Source organism: Paenibacillus sp. 05T425, from assembly GCF_056396205.1.
Window position 1 is genome coordinate 154,735 of the sequence record NZ_JBFTLA010000002.1, and the last position, 22,133, is coordinate 176,867.

A 22,133-nucleotide genomic window follows, 5' to 3' on the forward strand; every position below is an offset into this window, starting at 1 on the left:
CTCCTCTGTTTGTCATAAAAACGGAGCTACCATCGTGCGGTGACCATTTTTTTGCGCGTGTAGAACTCTACGCCGTCTCCGCCGTTGGCATGAAGATCGCCGTAAAACGATTTTTTCCAGCCCGAGAACGGGAAGAAAGCCATTGGAGCGGGCACGCCAAGGTTAATGCCGAGCATGCCGGCGTCGATGGTTTCGCGGAATTGCCGCACGCTCGAGCCGTTGCTGGTGAATAGGCAAGCGCCGTTCGCGAATTCGGAACGATTGGCAATCGCAATCGCTTCATCGAGCGTATCGGCTCTCATAACCGACAGGACAGGAGCGAATATTTCATCCTTCCATATTTTCATCTCGCTGCTCACCTGATCGAAGATGGTCGGTCCGACAAAATAGCCGGTGCCGCTCACGGCCTCATCCTTCCTGCCGTCGCGGATCAGCAAGCCGCCTTCGGTTTCACCTGACTCAATATAGCCGAGCGTTCTGTCTTTATGAGCGCCTCGAATGACCGGCCCGAGGAAGATGCCTTCGTCCAATCCGTTGCCGATCGTAATCCGATCAGCGGCTTCGGCAAGTCTAGCGACAAGCTCGTCGCCAACGCTGCCGACCGCTACGACGACCGCGCAAGCCATACATCTCTCGCCGGCCGAGCCGAAGGCTGCATTAACGATCTCTTTGACCGTTAGATCAAGATCGGCGTCAGGCATGACGATGGAATGGTTTTTGGCGCCGGCCAGCGCTTGGACGCGTTTGCCATGGCTTGTTCCTTTGGTGTACACATACTCCGCCACGGGCTGCGAGCCCACGAAGGATATCGCTTTAATGCGCGGATGCTCAAGCAGTCCATTAACGACGTCATGCGCGCCATGTACGAGATTAAGGACGCCCGCAGGGAGCCCGGCTTCATGGAAGAGCTCAGCTAAGCGGTTCGCAAGAAGCGGCGTCCGCTCGGACGGTTTGAGCACGAACGTATTGCCGCAAGCGATGGCAAGCGGGAACATCCAGCACGGCACCATCATCGGGAAGTTGAACGGCGTAATTCCGCCGATGATTCCGATCGGGTAACGATACATGCCCGATTCGAGATTCGATGCGATATCCGGCAGCTGCTTGCCCATCATGAGCGATGGCGCGCCAGCGGCGAACTCTACGCATTCAATTCCGCGCAGCACCTCGCCATGCGCTTCTGCGAAGCTTTTGCCGTTCTCCTTCGTAATGAGGCGGGCAAGCTCTTCCCAATGGTCGACCAACAGCTGCTGGTATTTGAACAGAATCCGGGCACGACGCGGAACAGGCGTTTTGCTCCAGCTTTCGAAGGCAGTACCGGCAGCTTGGACGGCCGACTCGATATCATCAGCTGTGGATAGCGGAACCTCGGCCAGCACCTCCTCCGTTGCCGGATTGTATACATGGTCGTAGCGGTCCGAGCTCGCTTGCACCCATTGCCCGCCGATCCAGTTTTTTAATTGTATTGTCATATAGCTCCCTCTTTTCTCATGGATTGCAGACTAACCTGCTACGATTTCCCCGCGATTGCAGCGTTCGATATAATCTTCGACCTGCTCCTTCGTCGGCATCGCATCCGAGCAGCTATGGCTGGAGATGACGATGCAGGCCGCGGCACTGCCGAATGTCATGCTTTGCTTGACCGTCTGTCCGGCCATTAGGCTGCTGATGAAGCCGGCGGCGTAAGAATCTCCCGCCCCGAACGTCTTAATGACCTTGGCCGGGAACGATTCCGCGCGATGCTCCGCTCCGTCCGCCGTGTAGGCAATCGAGCCGTCCTTGCCGTGCTTAATAATAACGATTTTGGCTTGATAGCCAAACCATTTGGAGGCGGTGTAGCGATCGTTATGTTCAGGATTGGCCTCGAATCGTTCCATGCTGTCGAATTCTTCGCGCGTTCCGATGATGATGTCGCATTTCTCGGCTGCCATATTGTAATAGACGGCCGTTTCCTCCTCAGATTTCCATGTATAAGGGCGGAAGTCGATATCGAAGATTACGGTAGTGCCGTGCTTGCGTGCATAATCGATGGCGAGCATGACGGCCTCGCGGGAAGGGCTTGAGGAAAGCGCCGTTCCAGATACAAGCAGAGCTTTGCTGTCTGCGATCAGCGTCTCGTCAACCTCGAGCGGAGATAGCAGCAGATCGGCTGCGTTGTCGCGATACATGAGAATGCTGCATTCGCTTGGGCTTTTGATTTCCGTAAAAGCAAGTCCGGTCATCGCTCCCGTACCGTCCGTTATGATGTTACCGGTATGGATGCCTTCCTTCTCCAGATAACTGCGGATGAATCGGCCCATTTGATCGTCAGCTACTTTGCCGATAAAAGCTGTTTTGCTGCCTAGGCGGTTCATGCCGATCGCAATGTTGGCTGGAGAGCCGCCGACATATTTCGTAAAGGTCATCGTCTGCTCCATCGGACGGTTAATTTCATTCGCATTCAAGTCGATACAGAGCCGTCCGATTGCCGTGAAATCAAACCCTCTGCCGGATGGAAAAGTCATATTCGCCATGCTAAGCTTCCTCCTTCGCCTCAGCGATACGGTATAAATAGCGGAGAGCCTTCTCCGCATATTCGCGAGCGGGATGCGCCGCCGGGTCTTGCTCGCCTTCAAGAAGCGCCCAACCCTCATAGTTTCTATCGATCAGTACGCCGATAATGGGAGCAAAGTCGATGCAGCCATCCCCAGGGACGGTAAATACGCCGCCCCGGATGCAGGTTACGAAGTCGGACCCGCTTGCTCTCGCTTGATCGAGACGATCGGGACGGACATCCTTCAGATGCACATAAGCGACTCGGTCATAATGCTTCTGCAGCAGCGAGAGCGGATTGGCTCCCCCGTACAGCGCATGGCCGGAGTCGAACAGCAGGAACACGGCGTCCGGATCGGTGATCGCCATTAGACGATCAATTTCCTCGGGACTTTCGATGACCGTTCCGCCATGATGGTGGTACGTCAGCTTCAGCCCGTATTCGAGCGCTATGCGCCCTGCCGCGTTAAGTCCTTCCGCCAAGCTGGCCCAGCCTTCCTCATTAAGACGAATGACTTCGCGTTCATGAGGAGTTCGACGAGGATCGAAGTGCAGTGAGCCGCCGACCTCGCATGTACTTATGACCTTGCTGCCCATTTGCTGCAAGAACGCGGCATGGTTTCGGAATGCTTCCAGCTCTTGCTCGCGGTAGGCCGGATCCGAGAACAACACGGACTTCCATTGCGAGACGAGCCGTATGTCGCGTTTGCTTAATTCTTCTTTTAACAGCAGGGTGTCGGTCGGGAATTTTCTGCCCATTTCCGTGCCATGCAGCCCTAGTGATTGGATATCGTCCAAAATCTGCTCATAGGTCGTATGCTCCCCATGCTCCTTCACATCTTCGCCGACCCAGTTAATCGGGTGGACACCTAGTCGAAACGGAAATGGTTTCATCCGATTGCTCCTCCTCCTAACATAGAAATCAGTAAGGTCTTGCTTCCGTCAGCTTTTTGCTCATCGCTTGATGCGCGGAGGTTACTTTCGCGCTCACCGATACCTCCGGCACGCCTACGTTCCACCAGGAATCGTAGCCGTCCGTGTTCGTTCCGGCAAGAGCATCGATGACGACGACCGTTGTGCGTGTTTCGCTCGCGGCTGCCTTCAAGGCAAGACGCAGCTCTTTACTGTTAGAAGCTCTATAGGAAGCAGCTCCAAGGCTTCGAGCATGCGCGGCGAAATCGATCGGCAGCGTATCGCCGGAGTAATGGCCGGTCGCAGCATCCCGATAGCGGAATTCGTTGCCGAACCCGTCGCTGCCGTTGCTGCGCTGCAAGTTATGAATACATTGGTAACCATGGTTATCGAACAACAGAACGGTTATTTTGCGTCTTTCTTGGAGGCTGGTGATCAGCTCCGAATGGAGCATGAGATAGCTCCCATCGCCCGTAACGGCATAGACGGGACGGTCAGGTTCTGCTAAAGCGACTCCGAAAGCTCCGCTTACCTCATATCCCATACAGGAGAAGCCGTATTCCATGTGATAGCCATGCGGCTGCTCCGTTCTCCAAAGGCGATGAAGATCGCCCGGAAGGCTTCCTGCGGCACATACGATGACCGCTTCTGGAGGAAGGAACTCATTAATAATCCCTAGCGCTCTCGTCTGCGCGAAGCCGTCTTCGCGCTCAAGGCTGTATAAGCGATCGACTTCGGCATTCCATTCGCTAGTTAGCCCCGTAATCTCGGATGGTCCGTATGAGGCTGCGTATTCTAGATTCGCTAAACCGCCGGACAGCAGCTCGAGCGTCGTTTTCGCATCGCCGTCAAGCGCCGCGCCGCCGAGCTTGGAGCTGTCCATGCGGTTCACATTCAGGTTCAGAAAGGCTGCATCCGGATGGAAGGCCCATTTGGACGAGGTCGTAAAGTCGGAATAACGCGTGCCGATGCCGATAATGAGATCGGCTTCTTTGGCTAGCCTATTCGCGGCTAATGCTCCGGTAACCCCTATGGCGCCTATATAAAGCGGATGCTGCCAATGGAGCGAGCCTTTGCCGGCTTGCGTCTCGGCTACCGGAATGCCGAATTTCTCGGCAAAGTCGGCCAGTACAGCCGTAGCTTCAGCATATTTGACGCCTCCCCCGGCGATAATAAGCGGTCGCCGTTTGGAGGCGATTAAGTCTATAGCCCGCTGAAGAGCGGATACGGAAGGCTGCTTCCGTTCAATGTAATGGACTTGCTTCTCGAAGAAGGCGGCCGGATAGTCGTATGCTTCCGCTTGCACATCCTGCGGCAGCGCCAGCGTGACAGTCCCCGTCTCCGCAGGGTCAGTCAGCACGCGCATCGCATTCGTGACCGAACTCATTAGCTGCTCGGGCCTTACGATGCGGTCCCAGAACTTGCTGACCGGCTTGAAGCAATCGGTCGCCGATACGGTGTAATCATGTCCGGCTTCCAGTTGCTGAAGAACCGGGTCCGGCTGACGGGAAGCGAAGTTGTCTCCCGGCAGCAACAGAAGCGGGATACGATTGACGGTTGCCGTCCCGGCGGCCGTTACCATGTTCAGAGCACCGGGGCCGATTGAGGTCGTGCAGGCATAGATTTTGCGGCGATTATTTTGCTTGGCGTAAGCGGTTGCAGCATGAGCCATGCCTTGCTCATTCTTTCCTTGGATGAAGGAAAGGCTTCCTGCGCTTCTCTCCAGCGCCTCGCCAATGCCGGTTACGTTTCCATGTCCGAATATCCCCATCACGCCGGTAACTAACTTCGTTTCCTCGCCATCAAAAGAGACGTACTGCTGATCAAGAAACTTCAGTAAGGCTTGAGCCATCGTTAAACGAATTGTTCCCATCGTTAATCGTTATCCCCCTCGCTTCAAAGTTAAGCGCTTTTCCTTCAGTTACTTACAATTAATATTTGCTATATAAAATAAATATGTCCCCAAAAAGGTAAAGCGCTTAATCCGATATTACCTACAACGGGGATTAAAATCAATCCCTATTTTTGTGAATCGTCAATACGGATATTGAAAACAAGCCGGCAATCGAATAGAATATGGGTAAAGCGCTTAACTTGAAAGGGGGAGTCAGAATGGGAATCTATGTAGAGCAACGCGATAGCTCGCGCTATTGGTTCGGCAATGACGATCATCGTATATTGGAATTGCTTGCAGGACGATATATAGGGGCGAACCCGCCGTTGCCATTTGCATGGCGTGCATTCTCCAAAGCAGGTATATTGCAAAATGCCGAAGGATTATATGAACTTGATTTTTCCGATAGATTAACGAGTGCCGAGGAAGGCGATTACGCTTACGCCTATGGTCTGGTATGGAGCGATGATGAGCGTTCCATTGACAGTGTGATGCAGGCGCTTGGCCCGGTGAAGTTATATGTAAATGAAACGCTGCAATATCGGTCTACCGTCGTGGACGAGTTGAACCCTAATTCGCGTGCAATTATTCCGCTTAGCTTCGAGAAAGGCTGGAACAGCTTGCTGATCGAGGCAAGGAAGACCGCTTCGGGCTTTGGCTGCCGTTTCGGCGCAGACGAAGCGAAGGTACGCATTTTGCAAGTTTTGACACCGTTTACAAACCGGGAGGGCAGTGCGGGCTGGGTTTATTCGGAGCCTGCGACTACGTCACTATTCGGGGATCGTACAGGTCAATTTCCAGAATGGCGGAAGGATGAGACGGCGAGCGGACTGGAGTGGTTTCCACGGACGAAGTGGAATGAGGAGGAGCGTCAGTTTTCGCCGCTGGAGAGGCTGTTCGGGAAACAGGAGCGGCAAGCGGCCGGTTATGGATGGAGTTCTGTATCGGTGCCGTTATCCGCACGTCTGCTTGAGCTGGCTGGTAGAGCCTCTGGTCCGACGCAAATTTGGGTGGATGACGTGGTTGCCGGCGTGCTCGATGAGGCAGGCTCCTATCAATTCCATGTATCGGTCATGCCCGGCACGAAGCAAATCGTCGTTAAGACCGTTAATTCCAGTGTAGGATGGGGGTTCGAGCTCCATGCATCGGCTAACGGTGCAAGCCTTACGCTCCAGCAGCCCGTTCAAGTCCACGGAAATCCGGGAGCATGGCTGCTCGCAGGGCCGCTGTCAGCTGAACTCGGCTTAGAGCCGGCGCAGGTGCGGTCGTTAGCAACAACGCTGGAAGGCATCGACGGACAAGTATACTGGTCGATTGACGCTCCGGAGACGCGCGTTCGTCCTTATTATGAGAATGCGATGCTCAGCAACAAATGGACGACCGGCACGGCGACTAACTTCGGAAGATGGGATTATCCGCTTGGCGTTACGATGTACGGTCTGCTTCAGACCGCACGCGAATTGCAGCGCGCCGATATATCCGCTTATGCGATTCGTCATATTGAAGCTTGCACCGATATGTACGACTATTCCATGTGGGATTTTGCAGAGTACGGTTTTCCGGCAATCAACCATCAGCTTGTGCTTATGAAAATGTTGGACAATTGCGGCTCGTTCGGCTCTGCTATGCTCGAGGCTGATCTGTACCAAGACCGCGCTTCCGTTCGCAAAATCGCCGATCGGATTGCAGATTTCATGTTGGCGAAGCTGGAACGCCGCGAGGACGGCGCCTTCTATCGGCTGTGCGAGGGGGAATACTCCGCCGATACGATGTGGGCAGACGATCTGTATATGAGCGGACCGTTTCTGACGAGATATGCTTTGGCCTCTGGCGATGCTTCGGCGCTGAACGAATCGGCTAAACAGTTTTTGCTGTATAAACGTTACTTGTTTATGGAGGATGCAGGCGTCATGTCGCATGTATTCGACTTCAAATACGGCAAGCCTACCCGCGTGCCGTGGGGCCGGGGCAACGGATGGGTATTGTTCTCTCTAACCGAGCTGCTGGAGCGGTTGCCGGGGGATCATCCGGATCGGGAAGCGCTGCTTGCCATGTTCCGCGGGCATTGCGCCGGCATAGCCAAGCTGCAAGCCGCTTCAGGATTATGGCGTCAGGTTCTCAATCAGCCCGATGCCTATGAGGAGGCGTCATGTACGGCGATGTTCGTTTACGCTTTCGCCCGCGGTCTTCGGTTCGGCTGGCTTGACGCGGACGGTCCATATGCCGAGGCGGCTTTGAAGGGATGGCAGGGACTAACGGAGCATGCGATCGACCGCAAGGGCAACGTACACGGCGTATGCAGCGGCTCGCGTTACGCCTTCTCACCTCTATATTACATGGAGGATTTGCGAACGGTCCTGAATGATAATCATGGCATTGGCATTATGATGCTTGCAGGCGTGGAGATGATGCGGCTGAAGAAAGGGCTAGCCTAATGAAGCCGATGTCGGAGGAGCAACAGTTTTTGTTGGCGCAGTCTATGTCGATGATGGATGCCATTTATGATGAACGGGCTGCGATGCTTTGGAACGAGGAGGATGGCGATAGAGAAAGCCACTCTACCCGTGCAAGCGCCCATTATGCAGTCGGGTTGCTGATGCGAGGCGGTCCCGGCGATAGGGAGCGGGCTTGCGAGGTGCTGCATAGAGTCATGGATATGCAATTCGACGATCCGGAAGAGATTTATTACGGTACATTCCGTACATCTCCAGAGGCGAAAGTGCCGCCCAAAGGACATTTTCCATGGAAATCGTTTGGTCCAGGCTTCTCGTATTATTTGACCAGCACTCTTGAGCGTATCGCCGACAAGCTGTCGGGAGAACTGGCTGCGGTTGCGGGACGGGATAAGGTGCAATCAGCCTTCGAATCAGCAGCAGCCAGCATTCTGCCGCCTGTGTGGGCAAGCTACGATCCGAACTGGCGAGAGTTCATTGCTTGTGCCTTCGCCATCATTCTAGAGCATTTCGAGAGTTATCTTCCGGAAGCTGTCGTGTCCCGAATGGATCTTGCTATGGAGCGCGCGGTTATTGGCTCGGTTGAGAGACGGCTGTCCGATGCCATTCCGATGAACACGAATATTGAGCTGATGCATCTGTTTATATGCGATTATTTCGGGCACCGTCTTCACCGTGCAGAGTGGATCGCCCATGCGGATAGCTTCGCTGAGCAATTCCGCAAGTCCTTCTCCGAGTTTGGCACGTTCGCCGAATTTAACTCCAGTACGTATTACGGGGTCGACCTTACCGTGCTTGGATTTATACGGAATTATGGCCAATCCAGCGAAGTGCGCCGAATGGGCAGCGAAGTGGAGAGCGGATTATGGGACAATATCGGATTGTTCTACCATGCCGGGCTTGAGAACCTTTGCGGACCTTACTCAAGAGGCTACGAAATGGAGATGACGGCACATAGCTCGCTCGGCGTATTTCTCTATCTGGCTTTAGGAGAGAGCTGCAAGCATTTAACCGGGGTGAATTGCGAGACAAGCCATGATCCGTTAATTGCGCTGGCCGGCGTTAACGTGCCTTCGCATATTGTGCCGGCTCTGCGGAGCTTTGGCGGAGAGAGGCTGGTGCGCAAGCAATACCGTGAGCTGTGCGAACGGGATGATCCGCAAGCGAACAGTCATTTATGCACCGCAACCGCTTGGCTTGGCGAGCATCTCATGATTGGAGCGATGTCGGGAAGCCGGAATACGAGCGGACAGCTTCATCCTGCGACGATGCATTGGGAATCGGAAGACGGTGAGCGGTATTCCATGCGTATGGTTCGCAGGGAGACCGGGGGCCACTGGAGCAAGCATATGCGGGGTATTGTAACGAATGCGGAAGCGGAGAATGACAAGTTGTCCATTCAAGTCGAATTTACAACGGATAAGCTGATTGAATTGGTGTATGAAATTAGCGGATCGGCACCAATCGCAGCGGAGATTACGGAGGACCGTTGGCGGCTTCCGGGACTGACTTTGCACGTCACAGCCGAGGCTCCGCAGCCTATTGTCGACACTGCCGGGAAGCGGCTGGAAATCATTTATACGTACCGTCCGGCTTCTGAGAATGAACAGATGCGGTTTGTGCTTGAGCGAGTTCTAGCTCCTGATTCCGCTCCGTAAGAGCATAGCTCTTACAGCCGCAGACACAAATCCAGCCGTCCCCTGTAAGCTCAAATATGCTCGTACACGCGGTCTCAAGCGAGCAGCGAACAATAAAAAAGAGGCTTAGCGCTCCAATGGGAATGCGCTTGAGCCTCTTATGCGTCTATTCGTTCGCTTGCCGATGGGCATCCCGATACTGTTTTGGTGTCATGCCAAGCTTGCGCTTGAAGACACGATGCAAATAATTGGAGCTGCCGAAGCCATTGCGATCAGCCAGCGTCTCTATCTGCTCATTGCCGTTCTTCAGGTCGCTGCACAAATGCGATAGTCGAATGTGTTCGACATATTCGCTGAACGTTGTATCCGAGACGGTGCTGAAGATGCGCTGCAGCTGCCTCGGGCTAATATGGATTCGCTCGGCGACGGTTTCTAAGGACAGCGGCTCCTGATAATTGTCCTTAATGAACTGTTCGGCCAGCTTGTAGCGGAACCGATTCACATTCCGGGCAGGCAGCTGCTGCGGCTGCGCTTCGGGAAAATAAGCGCGGGTCGCGCGCAGCAGAATGAGAATAATAGACTGCTTGATCAGGGTCATCAGGCCGGGCTGGCTTTCGAACCAAGCGCGATAAGCGGTCAAGAAGCATTCCATCGCCCGGAAGCGGTCGGGGATCGGCCGAAGCGGGATGCGTCTCAGCTGCTGCACGCAGTTCTCGGCTTCGCGCCATTCTGCTTCCGCGCCCCAGTCGCCAGGCTTTCGCGTTTCCCCTTCGAGCGGTACTATCTGGACGCGCAGGCATAGCTCGTTCATACCGTCTTGGCCGTCGGCTTCTTGATAGTGCATCACCTGAGGACCGGTTACATACATCATCCCCTCCGAAAGCGCAAAAGGCTGGTCACCCATGATGACCATACCTTTGCCGCGGGGAATGAAATGAAATTCGTACTCATCCGAATGTTTATGGAAGGGAACGATTTTGCCTGCCGGAAATGATACGTGGTGGAACCGAACGACTCGGATGCCATACGGTCCCCATCGGAAATCGGCCTGCAAATGCTCCAGGACATGCTGCTGCTCGTTCATTAATTCATAAGGATACGTCTTTTGGCTGGCAGTCTGCAGGCCGGATGGGGGCGATAAGGAATCAGACATGATCGGTGCCTCCAGTTCAGAAATGTGTGTATATATAATGTCTATAAAGCAATGACGGCTCCCGCTTTGGCGGCCTTTGAAGCGGCTTCCATTAACACGGTCAGCTGGGTCGCAAGCTGAATATGGTTGTCGTCTCTGGTGCTGTTCCGAATGTGGCTAACCCACTGCTCGAACGCAGATGGCAGGGCGGACGGCAGCGGATATTCATGCCATAGCTTAGCGTCACTGCCTTCTAGTGTCAAGCTCTTGTATCGCAGCTTGGCATCTTGCGCGCTGTAGATGGCGCTGCCCTCGGTGCCGTGAAGCTCCAGCGTGAACGGTGATGCGCGATTGACGAAGCCGGCTTCGACGATACCTATAGCCCCAGAGTCATAATGGAGAACGGCCAAKGCGTTATCTTCGACTTGCTTGTCCGTAACGTGTCCGAATCTGGCGCTCACCCGCTCTGGCATCCCGAGGAACAGTCTGACCAAGTACATCGGATGACAGCCGAGGTCGACCATCGCTCCGCCGCCCGCTTGCCCCGGATCAAAAAAGGGTGAAGGCAAATAGCCGAGCGGACTTTCTTCGCAAGGCAAGGCGCCGCTATGGGACAAACGCGCCCGGACGGACGTCAGTTTGCCGAGAAGGCCGCTTTGTTGAATGGCCAAAGCGCCTTGTGTGAATGGCGCGTAGAGACGGGGCAGCGAAACGGTGAACGCAACGCCGCTCTTGGCAACAGTATTCATGATTGTCTCGCAATCCTGGGTGGTCAAGGCGATAACTTTCTCGGTGAAGATCGCCTTGCCAGCTCTTGCCGCAGCGGTTATGACGGCAAGATGATCCACGGTTGGCGAAGTGACGATAACGCCGTCGATCGTTGGATCGGCAAGCAGCGTATCCAAGTCAGCCTCGAATCGGACGCCTCGCGCTTCGGCCTCGAGACGGCCTGTTGCTGGGTCTTCGTCCCATACCGCTGCAAGCTCGGTATCAGGCAACTCCATGGCTTGCTTGGCATAATCCTTGGCATGTACATGCCAGAAGCTAAGCACGGCCACGCGAATTTTGTCTTTATGCATAGAAGAAGCCAACTCCTTTCTACTTAGTCGAAATATACCGCTTGGCCGGTACGCGACGATTCATAAATAGCTTCCAATATCTCCGAGACGACAAGTGCCTGTTCGGGAGAAACCACGGGTTCGGTATCGTTCACAATAGCGTCGATCCACATCCGCATCTCGACATCCTGCATCGTCTCTCGCTTGCCTTCATAGAAGTCGACGCCCTTGGGATCGAGCTTAATATGCTTCTCGTAAAGCTTGCCATACGTTTCGCCGTTGATCCGCAGTCCATCCGTCATGTCGGCTCCGGCTTCCGTACCGCACAGCGTGCTGCGAGCTTCCTTCGTATCGAGTATATTGAGCGCCCAGCTTGCTTCCATCATAATGACAGCGCCGTTCTTCATCGTAATCATGCCGAACGCGGAATCCTCTACTTTGAATTTGTCGGGATCCCAAGGTCCCCATGAATTGGCGGCGTCACGTCGCTTGGACAACTGGTGGAAGGCGGTGCCGAGCACGGCTTTTGGTCCATAGTTGTTCATCAGCCATAAAGTCAGATCCAGTGCATGCGTGCCGATATCGATCAGCGGGCCGCCGCCTTGCTTGTCCTCATCGAGGAAAACGCCCCAAGTCGGCACGCCGCGGCGACGGACCGCATGGGCCTTCGCGAAGTAGATGTCCCCGAGCTCGCCTTGCTCGCACATTTTTTTGAGCAGCAGGCTGTCGGAGCGGAAACGGTTATTGTAGCCGATAGTTAGCTTCTTTCCCGATTGACGAGCAGCCACAACCATGCGTCTAGCGTCGGCTGCCGTCTTGGCCATCGGCTTCTCGCACATGACATGTTTGCCGGCCTCTAAGGCGGCGATCGTAATGTCGGCATGGGTGTCGTTGGCCGTGCACACATGCACAACGTCGATGGACTCGTCCTTCAGAAGGACGGTATAATCGGAGTAAATTTTTGCATCAGGAGTTCCGAATTGCTCGGCAGCTTTCTGTGCTTGCTCGATATAAACATCGCAAAATGCGACAAGCTCTACCTGTTCAATCTTCTTGAGGCTAGGCAAATGTTTGCCTGTAGCAATGCCTCCACATCCGATAATAGCTAGCTTTAACCGTCTTTTCATCATATTTTCCTCCAATCATATCGTAACTCGGGCTCAGTTTAGCATGTGGGCAAGAAGTTTGATATTGAAAGATTGCGACAGCAAAAAGTGTACTTTCGCGACAATAATAAATTTAGTAAACTTTTAACAACTACATTTTAAAAAGGATGCTAAAATGATAAAAACCCCATATGAAGGAGTTGAAGCAGGCCGGCATGCGGATTTGGAAATGGTTATGGGGCAGCATTACGAATAGTTTCAAATTCAAGCTGATCGGCAGTTTGTCCCTCATTATCGTGTTTGCATTTGCTGCAGTTGGCTTCTACACCTACCACAGCAACGAGAAGCTGTTCCGAGAGGAGCTGAGCAAGCAAGCATGGATCGCAAATCAGGAAGCGCTTTCAAAGCTGGAGCTTAAAGTACAGGAGATGAAACGGATCTCGCAAACGATCGTGTTTAACCGGCAAATCGAAGAGATGATATCGCGATACAACATCTATCTCGACTCGGATAAGTTTCAGCTTTATGTGGAGAAGCAGAAGATCGACGAACTAGTCAACCAGCTTAAATCCGACGCTCCTTACATTACGGGGCTGTATATCTTCAATCTTCGCGGCAATTCGGTCTATTACAGCTATAATACGCAAGCGATCAACAATCTCGATGCCAAGACGCTGCGGCCGATCCGGATGAATACGAGAGACACATCGGGGGAATTGGTGTGGAAAAGCTATTCGCTGCCCAGTCAGCTTGAAACGCAGGGCTTCCGGGAAACCATTGTCGCTTCAAGGCTGATGAAGAACAATGAACTTAAGGCTTACGGTATTCTTGTCATTATGATTGACGAATCCTTCCTGGCAAGCGGATTGACGGAACTGACGAAGGACGGAGCGGACAAGGTGTATTTATTTAATCGGTCGTCCGACCTGCTATATACGAATGACAAAGGTTATACAGATCAGCAGTTTGCCGGGATCGAGAAGGATCTGGATATGTGGGAGAAGGAGGGTCAGCTGTATTCGCGCAGTGAAACCAAAAATCCGCTGACCGATTCCTTCCTGCTCATCAGCTCCAAATCGCTTGACCCGATTCAGCACAAAAATCGTACTTTGGCCATTAATACGATGCTCGCCGGTCTCATTATTGCCGCGGCAGCCAGCCTGTTCATTATGCTGGCGCTCGAGCGTCTCTTGCGTCCGCTTGCCGATTTGCTCAAAGGACTGCAGCGAATGCGTGCCGGCAATTTGGAGACGCGCGTAACGGTACGGTCAAAGGACGAGTTGGCTTTCATCGGGGACAGCTTCAACGCGATGGCCGAGCATGTCGAGCAGCTTATTAAGAAGGTGTATCTCACCCAGCTCAGCGAACGGGAAGCAGAATTGAAAGCGCTGCAGGCCCAGATCAATCCGCATTTCTTGCACAACTTTTTCAACGAGGTGTACTGGAAGCTGTATATGAGAGGCGAGCAGGATACAGCCGAGCTGATCGGCGCCGTATCGGAGATGCTGAAGCATTCGCTCATGCCGGTGCAAGTTCCGTCTACAGTGCAGGAAGAGGTCAGGCAAATACAGAACTACGTCAAAATTCAAGCCGAGCTGTTCGAAGCGAACTTGGAGTTCGACATTGAGACGGAGGAGACTGTGCTCCATTATCAGGTCATGAGGTCCTTGCTGCAGCCGCTTGTCGAGAATGTGTTCATGCATGCATTCAGAGGCCAATTGGCAAACAAGCGGCTTCATATTCGCATCTGGGAGGAGCTTGAAKGCGGGACAAATTTCCTGCGAATCGATATTAGAGATAGCGGCTGCGGCATGAAGCCGGAGCTTATCCATAAGCTGCTTCACGAAAAGTCAGCTGATCACGGAGACCGGCAGCGGGAAAGCATTGGCGTACGCAATGTGGCAAGAAGGATTGAGCTGCTGCATGGCGATCCTTATCGGCTTGAGATAGATAGCAGGATAGGTACGGGGACGCGGATGAGCTTGGTATTGCCGGCAGCGTCAAGCCAGCGGATGGCAGGTTAATCCTAATAATCCTAAGCGGTAGAAGGGGTGGAATGGATGCAATATGGCAATGCGATGGTTGTTGAAGATCAGTTTTATTTTCGCAAAGGGCTGGTCAAGATGATTGAGGATAGCGAGCATAACTGGAATGTCGTCGGAGAAGCAAGCAACGGCCTCGATGCATTGAAGCTGGCTGAACGGCATAAGCCTGATCTAGTCTTTACCGATATTCGCATGCCGGCGATGGATGGACTCGAGTTCGTCACCCATCTGCGCCGCGATTTTCCGGATACCATTGTCGTCATTCTGACGGGGTTCAAAAATTTCGACTATGCACAAGCCGCGATTAAGCTAGGCGTCATGGATTATATGCTCAAGCCATGCACGGAAGCCGATGTGCGCTCCATGCTCATGAGAGCGAGCGAGCGTTACAACGGGAGCCGGGGCTTAAGGGGAGCTGCTGCCAATCCGGACGTCGTTCGCACCTCGGATAAGCCGGACGGTCTGATTGAGAAGGCGATCGCCTTTGTCGAGGCGCACTACGCGGAGGAATGCCGGATGACCGAGGCGGCCGCGCATATTCATCTGAACCCCAGCTACTTCAGCGTCTTATTCAAAAAATCGACGGGAGAGAGCTTTACCTCCTTCGTTACCCGCTATCGGATGGAGAAAGCGATGCATTTGCTATGCAATACGGATATGAAAATATTCGAAATCGCTTGCGCCATCGGCTTCGACGAACCGAATTATTTCACGAGCGTGTTCAAGCAGCATTTTAACCGGTCACCGAAAGAGTATCGCAGAAAAGCGACCCTATAGAGCTATGGTTTGTTCCTCCAAGAGCCAAAAAAGTTATAGATTTTATCTATAATTTTTTAAGGGTTCTTTTTTTTGCCCCCTTTATACTTGAGGTATTATACGAATGGACGACAGAACAGGAGGAGCCATATGAATTTCAGAGCAAGAGCAACGAGCTTGAAGCTGCGGCAAAATCTGTACTTATACGCGATGCTTCTGCCCGTTCTAGCCTTCTATTTGATTTTCAAATATCTGCCGATGGGCGGATTGGTCATTGCTTTCAAAAACTACAATTTTACGGACGGTATACTCCATAGCCCGTGGGTAGGGTGGAAAAACTTCGAGCTGCTCTTCACGACTTCGAACACGGTGCAAATTATTTGGAATACGTTCTGGCTTAGCTTTCTGAGTCTGGCGGTCGGCTTTCCGATACCCATCGTTCTGGCTCTCATGATTAACGAAATACAGAGAAGCTGGTTCAAAAAATGGATTCAAACGATCGTTTACTTGCCGCATTTTTTCTCGTGGGTTATCGTATCCGGCATTGTGCTCACCCTGTTCGCGACGGACAGCGGGTCGATCAACAAGGTGTTGGAGCTGCTGTCTATCGAACCTAAATCATTTCTGTATGAGGCGGTCTCATGGACATCGATCTTTGTAGGTTCGGGCGTATGGAAGGAAATGGGCTTCAACACGATTATTTATTTGGCGGCGCTAACGATGATTGATCCGTCGCTTTATGAATCGTCCAGCATCGACGGCGCTTCGAAATGGCGGCAAATATGGCATATTACGCTGCCCGGCATACGGCCGACCATCATATTGCTGCTGATCTTGGCCATGGGGCGGGTAATGGAGGTTGGCTTCGACCAAGTATACAACCTGCAGAATGATGCCGTTTCCTCTGTATCTGAGGTCATAAGCACCTACATTTATAAGATGGGTCTGCAATCCGCGCAGTTCAGCGTTACGACCGCAATGGGGCTGTTCGAATCGGTAATCGCCTTTGTGCTTGTCATTACGGTGAATTGGATTGCCCGCAAATATGATCAAGGATTGTTCTAAGGAGGATTAGGCATGAGAAAATCAACGGGAGAACGAATTTTTTACATCACTAACAACATTCTGCTCGTACTGCTCGGGCTGTCCTGCCTGCTTCCTTTCATTCACATTATCGCCGTATCGCTAAGCGATCGTTCGGCTGTGGAGTCTGGTCATGTCTTCTTCTGGCCTGTGAAGATTCAATTCACTGCCTATACCTTCTTTTTCGAAGGGACTCCTGCTTTGCGAGCCTTGAAGAACAGCGCCATTATTACAATCGGAGGCATTGTTCTTAGTATGGCTGCTACCGTGCTTGCGGCTTATCCGCTGTCGCGTCCTTATATGTTCGGTCGTCGCTTCCTAACGCTGGCTATGGTGTTCACGATGCTGTTCTCCGGGGGGATCATTCCAACTTACATCGTTGTGAAAAGTCTGGATTTAATTAACTCCTACTGGTCTTTGTGGCTCATTGGATTAGTGAGTACGTACAATATGCTGCTTATGCGCAGTTACTTCGAGAACATTCCGAAAGAAATCGACGAATCGGCTCGGATAGACGGCGCCGGGGAGCTTATGCTGTTGTTCCGGATCATCTTGCCGCTATCGATGCCTATTATGGCAACGCTTGCATTGTTCTATGGCGTCGGCTATTGGAATTCGTTCATGAACGTGCTGATGTATATCAACAAGACCGATATGCAGAATTTGACGGTCGTTGTGCAGTCGATGCTGAAGACAGGGGATATGCTGCTTGATGCGGCAGGCAAAATGCAGGACCAGCAAAAGCTTACGAATGAAATGATCCGCGCCGTCGGCGTTGTGTTCATGGTCGTTCCGATGCTTCTCATATATCCGTTTTTGCAGAAGTATTTCGTTAAAGGAGTTATGCTGGGATCAATAAAAGGTTAAGTGGCAAGGACAAATCCAATCATGGGGGGAAGAACATGTTTGCGAAAAGAAAGCAATGGGTCATGATGCTGCTTACTGCCGTTTCGGTGCTGCTAGTTGCAGCAGGCTGCAGCGGTAGCGGGGGAGAGAAGGAAGAGCCGAAGTCTACGAATGCAGGCGGAGAACCGGTCGCTGCCGCAACGGATAAGCCGAAGGAGAGAGGCAAGGCGTCCGTCGTTATTCAGGACCGCGGCGGCGTTGCCGCGACAGAAGGCACTTACGAGGATAATCGCTGGACCAAATGGATTCTGGAGAATGGTCCGGTTGATATGACTTTCGTGCCCGTGCTCCGCAGCGAGTCGAAAAAGTTGCTGAACGTGATGTTCGCATCCGGCTCGGCGCCGGATATTGTGAATGAAACGAACGCACCGTTCCGCAACAATCTGTATGAGCAGAAACAGCTGCTGCCGCTGGACGATTTGCTGCAATACATGCCTAACTACCAGAAGCTGATCGACGAATATCCGCAATTAAAGCAAGTAGGCACGAAATCAGATGGCAAGCTGTATGAGATCGGCCGCATTAACGAAGCGAATCCGCTCCATGTCTTCTTTATCCGTACCGACTGGTTGGAGAAGCTGAAGCTTGAAGTGCCGAAGACCACGGATGAACTGCTTGCAGTAGCGAAAGCTTTTGCCGAGCAGGATCCGGATGGCAACAGCCAACGCGATACGTACGGCATCAATATCAGCTACTATTCCGAAGGACTCATTAACGAGATGTTCGGCATTCAACAAGAGCACAGCTGGAATGTTGAGGATGGCAAAATCATTAGACAATGGGATAAAGAGCTTGCCGCTCTGACGTTCAAAAAACAGCTGTACGATCAAAAAATTATAGACAGCGACTACATTAGCGACAAAGACGGCTCGAAGGCGAAGCAAGACTTCCTGAACGGCAAGCTTGGAATCTATGCGAACTTCAGCATGAGCTGGTTCGATTTTACAACGAAAGATCTGGTTACCCTCAAAAATAATGTGCCGGATGCCGTTGTAGCTCCAATGGCGTTCCCTGAATCGCCGTTCGGCCAATATACGGGCGCAGTCGATAATCCGATTCAGATGACGACGGTATTTAACGTGAATACGAAGGATCCGGTCGCGGCAGCCGAATACGTCAACTTCATATTGGAACCGGAGACGACGAAAATGCTGATGAAGGGTGAAGAAGGCACGCATTGGGTAGCTGGAGCGAACGGTTGCGCAACGTATCCGGATAGCGAGAAGTGGACGACAGAAGCAGGCTATGCGGGCGGATATGGTCTGTTCCTCAGCAGAGGCACCGACAAGTGCAACTTTGTGGTCAATCTATTCGATCCTGCTGACGAGCTGCAGAAGGCTGGTCTAGACATGTACTTAGCCGCTAAAGAAATGTATTTGGACCCATCCAAGCAATATCCTGGCTTCACTCTTGGCGACCATATCCCAGGCTTGCCTAGTGATCTAGATGTCATTCGTGCCAACGTGCTGAAGGAAATCAATGATCTTTATGTAAAAGCGATTGTCAGCGGCGCGAAATATAGCGCGGATCAAGCGGTTGCGGATGCACAAGCGGCATGGGAGAAAGCCGGCGGCGCGAAAATCATCGATTTCATGAATGAATGGTATGCGGCCAATAAGGATATCGCATTCATGGCCGATGATCTGTGGACGATTGTTGAGCAGCAGAAGGCATTGGCTGCGAAGTAAGGACTGGCAACTGCAACCGAAAGACATTCATCTCAGACACAAGCAGCTCTTATTATGATGAGAGAGGGTTGAGAAGATGATTCGTTGGTTAAGCAAGCTAGCTGCAATCGGATTGGCAGTATCCTTAGTAATCGGTTATTTGCCCGCACAGCATACCGTACACGCAGAACCAGGAGCGACTGGATCGTTCTCGATATTGTCTTATAATGTGGGAGGACTACCGGGCATTATCTCTAGTTCAGACCCGGCTGTATATACGCCGCTCATTAGCCCGCTGCTGAATCTGTACGATATGGTTAACGTGCAGGAAGATTTCAATTATCATGCGGCCCTTTACGCGAGCGCGAATCATCCCTACAAGACAGCGACGACCGGAGGAGCAGGAATTGGCAGCGGATTGAATTCGCTATCTGTCTTTCCGATGAGCGACTTGACTCGCGTGACTTGGAATGATAGATACGGCATATTCGACAGCGGCAGCGATCAACTGACGCCGAAGGGCTTCACCGCCAAGCGGATGAAGCTGGCTGACGGAGCGTATGTGGACATTTACAACCTGCATGCTGACGCCGATGTCGACGCTGGATCAATGGCGGCTAGAGCAAGCAATATGCGCCAGCTGTACGCGTATATTAACACGTATTCCGTCGGCAACGCGGTTATCGTCTACGGAGATACGAATACKCGTTATACAAGGGAAAGACCGCTGCTTGACGAATTTCTTGCCGCAGCTAATCTGACGGATGCTTGGGTTGAGCTCGTTCGCGGCGGCGTCGCGCCAGGTCTCGGCGATGCGCTGATGGATGCCACAGACCGGAATGGTCCTAATTTCGAGGTCGTCGATAAGATATTCTATAGAAGCAGTCAAGTGCTTGCTTTGGATGCAGTAGCTTACCGGCTTGAAGATGAAGTGTTCGTAGATGCGAGTGGAGAGCAGCTGTCCGACCACTATCCGATTAGCGCGGAATTTGAGTACACGTTGTCGAGCAATATCGGGCTTAGCGATTCGTTCGGCGGCACAGGCGGCATTCCTTTCAATCAGTTAAATCTATTGCCAGCATCCCGCATAACGCAGCTTACTTTGCGTAGCGGGGCAAGAGTTGACGGCATTCAGCTTGGATTCGCGAACGGGTCGACGCTTAGCGTCGGAGGAACGGCAACCGCGAGCAGTATCACGCTGGACAGCGATGAGTATATTAAATCGGTTACGCTCAATAAAGCGGCAAGAAACGGCAGTGACCGGATCTTCTATGCCCGGTTCGCCACCAATAAAGGCAAGCAGCTTGCAGGCGGAACCGCCAAGCCTGACACCGTTACGTATACGGCGCCCGATGGCTGGTATATTGCCGGATTTTACGGCAAAGCAGAGGCTGAAATCGATCGGCTCGGTGTGATCTATAAACGTCTATAAAGCAAAGCCGGCTGAAACAGCGTTAACGTATGCTGCTCAGCCGGTTTTTTCTATTTAACAGGGGGGACTGTCATGCTCGATGATTATGCAATAAAGCTGGCTATAGCATTGCTGTTGGGGTTGTTAATCGGGATCGACCGGCAGCTCCGTCATAAGCCGCTCGGGATCAAAACAAGCATGGTTATTGCCATCGGCAGCTGTCTCGTTACGATTGTATCTATCGAATCGGTAGCGAAATTCGCCGTTCCAGGCTTGACGACGATGGACCCGATGCGGCTCGCGGCCCAAATTGTCAGCGGCGTCGGCTTCATCGGGGCGGGCGTCATCCTGCGCCGAAATAACGACGTTATTTCCGGATTAACGACGTCGGCCATGATCTGGGGCGCTTCGGCACTCGGCATTGCGACGGGAGCGGGATTCTACAGAGAAGCGTTAGCTGCGGCGTTCTTTATTATGCTTTCCGTTAACGTCGTGCCATGGGCCATTCGTTTGATCGGTCCTTCCAAGCTGAAGGAGCGGGACTTGTCCGTCCACATTATTGTGGAGGACTATCAGGATGTGCAGGAGGTTGTCGAGGGTATTCGGTTAAGCCACAAAATCAAGCATACTAAAATTAAAGGGGTAGAGGGCAGAAGCCAGGAGCTTCATCTCATTCTTTCATTAGCAGGAAAAGGTGATCCGGCGACCAAGCTGTATCATGAAATCAAGCGAATGAACCGCGTTCATGCGGTGGAAGTGGAAAGTATCTGAGCAACCTATTGCCCGACATATTTAATCGAGTGCATATGGGTTTTGGTTAATTCAATCACTTCATGGATAAACTCCTCTTGGGAGGCTTTGAAATCGGAATTGATCCAATTCAGAATAAGTCCATAGAAGCCGTAAGCCGTGTAGTGTTTGAAATAGTCCATGTTAACGGGCATATTGTTGATCGTCTCGAATACAAACTGCTCCTTGTAAATCTTGAGTATCGTTTGCGGGAATGCCGTATGCAGCCTTGGCAACGTCTCGTCCAATTGAACAAGCTCGAAAAAATCCCGATGCTGGAAAATATAAGTAACGATATTAAAAGACGGCAGGTTTAGCTTGGACGTATATACCTTCTGGCCGGGAACGTAGGGTTTGCCAACGGCATCTTCCAATCCTTGAAGCATGGAAGTGAGCAATTGTTCAGCCAGTTCAACTTTATCTTGGTAATGAACATAGAAGGTGCTGCGATTATAAGAGGCGGCATCCACGATGTCCTTTACAGATATAGAATGGTAGCCTTTTTCTTTGATCAGTTTAATGAGAGCCGATTTGAAATGCTCTTGGGTCCTAATCCGCCGCTGTGTTGTCACCGTTTGTTCGTTATTCATGTATAGCCCTCCTTCGCAAAAAAGACATTCTCGCATGAAGTGTCTACTAGGTGGACATTTCATCATTTGTTGCTGATTGTTAATTGTGAACAGGATAGTACAATTAAGTTGTAAACAAAATATCGCTAAGTGAACGTATCCATTAGCGCTATTAAAAATATT

At 52.1% G+C, this 22,133-nt stretch carries 17 protein-coding genes; 9 read left to right on the forward strand and 8 right to left on the reverse strand.

All coding sequences use genetic code 11. The features are described 5' to 3' along the window. Positions 1-26 precede the first annotated feature (26 nt). Genes AC1DF0_RS04540 through iolD form a run of 4 tightly spaced genes read right to left on the reverse strand, consistent with a single transcriptional unit; the run spans position 27 to position 5,317 of the window. A complete protein-coding gene (locus AC1DF0_RS04540; RefSeq protein ID WP_442048580.1) occupies positions 27-1,472 on the reverse strand; it encodes a CoA-acylating methylmalonate-semialdehyde dehydrogenase in 1,446 nt (481 codons plus the stop codon). A 30-nt stretch (positions 1,473-1,502) separates the two neighbouring features. Beyond that, a complete protein-coding gene (gene iolC / locus AC1DF0_RS04545) occupies positions 1,503-2,513 on the reverse strand; it encodes a 5-dehydro-2-deoxygluconokinase (protein WP_442048581.1) in 1,011 nt (336 codons plus the stop codon). A 1-nt stretch (position 2,514) separates the two neighbouring features. After that, positions 2,515-3,426, reverse strand: coding sequence for a myo-inosose-2 dehydratase (iolE, locus tag AC1DF0_RS04550; protein ID WP_477573197.1), 912 nt, complete (start codon positions 3,424-3,426; stop codon positions 2,515-2,517). A gap of 28 nt (positions 3,427-3,454) precedes the next feature. After that, positions 3,455-5,317 carry a 3D-(3,5/4)-trihydroxycyclohexane-1,2-dione acylhydrolase (decyclizing) gene (gene iolD / locus AC1DF0_RS04555; RefSeq protein ID WP_477573198.1) on the reverse strand — a complete coding sequence of 621 codons (1,863 nt, stop codon included), beginning with the start codon at positions 5,315-5,317 and terminating at the stop codon, positions 3,455-3,457. A 239-nt stretch (positions 5,318-5,556) separates the two neighbouring features. Between iolD and AC1DF0_RS04560 the strand changes: the two genes are divergently transcribed. Together AC1DF0_RS04560 and AC1DF0_RS04565 are read left to right on the forward strand one after the other, a co-directional pair. After that, positions 5,557-7,773, forward strand: coding sequence for a glycoside hydrolase family 88/105 protein (locus AC1DF0_RS04560; RefSeq protein ID WP_442048584.1), 2,217 nt, complete (start codon positions 5,557-5,559; stop codon positions 7,771-7,773). Continuing rightward, a complete protein-coding gene (locus AC1DF0_RS04565) occupies positions 7,773-9,449 on the forward strand; it encodes a hypothetical protein (protein WP_477573199.1) in 1,677 nt (558 codons plus the stop codon). The genes AC1DF0_RS04560 and AC1DF0_RS04565 overlap by 1 nt, the downstream gene beginning before the upstream one ends. 145 nt (positions 9,450-9,594) lie before the next feature. On the opposite strand, the gene AC1DF0_RS04570 is transcribed toward AC1DF0_RS04565, so the two are convergent. From AC1DF0_RS04570 to AC1DF0_RS04580, 3 genes are read right to left on the reverse strand one after another with little or no spacing between them, the layout of a single operon-like run. Further along, on the reverse strand, positions 9,595-10,581 hold the full coding sequence (locus tag AC1DF0_RS04570) for a helix-turn-helix domain-containing protein (protein ID WP_477573200.1): 987 nt from the start codon (positions 10,579-10,581) through the stop codon (positions 9,595-9,597). Between the two features lie 41 nt (positions 10,582-10,622). Next, on the reverse strand, positions 10,623-11,639 hold the full coding sequence (locus AC1DF0_RS04575) for a Gfo/Idh/MocA family protein (protein WP_477573201.1): 1,017 nt from the start codon (positions 11,637-11,639) through the stop codon (positions 10,623-10,625). Between the two features lie 23 nt (positions 11,640-11,662). After that, positions 11,663-12,745, reverse strand: coding sequence for a Gfo/Idh/MocA family protein (locus AC1DF0_RS04580; RefSeq protein WP_477573465.1), 1,083 nt, complete (start codon positions 12,743-12,745; stop codon positions 11,663-11,665). A 170-nt stretch (positions 12,746-12,915) separates the two neighbouring features. Here AC1DF0_RS04580 and AC1DF0_RS04585 point away from each other — a divergent pair, with 170 nt between their 5' ends. The 7 genes from AC1DF0_RS04585 (at position 12,916) to AC1DF0_RS04615 (ending at position 21,363) form a co-directional block, all read left to right on the forward strand. Continuing rightward, positions 12,916-14,748: a sensor histidine kinase gene (locus AC1DF0_RS04585; protein ID WP_477573202.1), complete on the forward strand. Its 1,833-nt coding sequence runs from the start codon at positions 12,916-12,918 to the stop codon at positions 14,746-14,748. Positions 14,749-14,784: 36 nt separating this feature from the next. Next, positions 14,785-15,546 carry a response regulator transcription factor gene (locus tag AC1DF0_RS04590; RefSeq protein WP_477573203.1) on the forward strand — a complete coding sequence of 254 codons (762 nt, stop codon included), beginning with the start codon at positions 14,785-14,787 and terminating at the stop codon, positions 15,544-15,546. A gap of 129 nt (positions 15,547-15,675) precedes the next feature. Continuing rightward, complete coding sequence (locus tag AC1DF0_RS04595; RefSeq protein WP_477573204.1) at positions 15,676-16,590, forward strand: ABC transporter permease; 915 nt, start codon at positions 15,676-15,678, stop codon at positions 16,588-16,590. Positions 16,591-16,602: 12 nt separating this feature from the next. Next, the gene (locus AC1DF0_RS04600) at positions 16,603-17,475 is read left to right on the forward strand and encodes a carbohydrate ABC transporter permease (protein ID WP_477573205.1); all 873 of its coding nucleotides are present in this window, start codon (positions 16,603-16,605) and stop codon (positions 17,473-17,475) included. A gap of 35 nt (positions 17,476-17,510) precedes the next feature. Next, positions 17,511-19,202, forward strand: coding sequence for a type 2 periplasmic-binding domain-containing protein (locus AC1DF0_RS04605; protein ID WP_477573206.1), 1,692 nt, complete (start codon positions 17,511-17,513; stop codon positions 19,200-19,202). Between the two features lie 76 nt (positions 19,203-19,278). Beyond that, positions 19,279-20,613, forward strand: a complete 1,335-nt coding sequence (locus AC1DF0_RS04610; RefSeq protein ID WP_477573207.1) for a jacalin-like lectin — start codon at positions 19,279-19,281, stop codon at positions 20,611-20,613. Positions 20,614-20,685: 72 nt separating this feature from the next. Beyond that, positions 20,686-21,363 carry an MgtC/SapB family protein gene (locus AC1DF0_RS04615; protein WP_442048588.1) on the forward strand — a complete coding sequence of 226 codons (678 nt, stop codon included), beginning with the start codon at positions 20,686-20,688 and terminating at the stop codon, positions 21,361-21,363. Between the two features lie 5 nt (positions 21,364-21,368). Here AC1DF0_RS04615 and AC1DF0_RS04620 read toward each other — a convergent pair whose 3' ends face one another. Continuing rightward, positions 21,369-21,971 carry a TetR/AcrR family transcriptional regulator gene (locus AC1DF0_RS04620; RefSeq protein ID WP_477573208.1) on the reverse strand — a complete coding sequence of 201 codons (603 nt, stop codon included), beginning with the start codon at positions 21,969-21,971 and terminating at the stop codon, positions 21,369-21,371. Positions 21,972-22,133 lie beyond the last annotated feature (162 nt).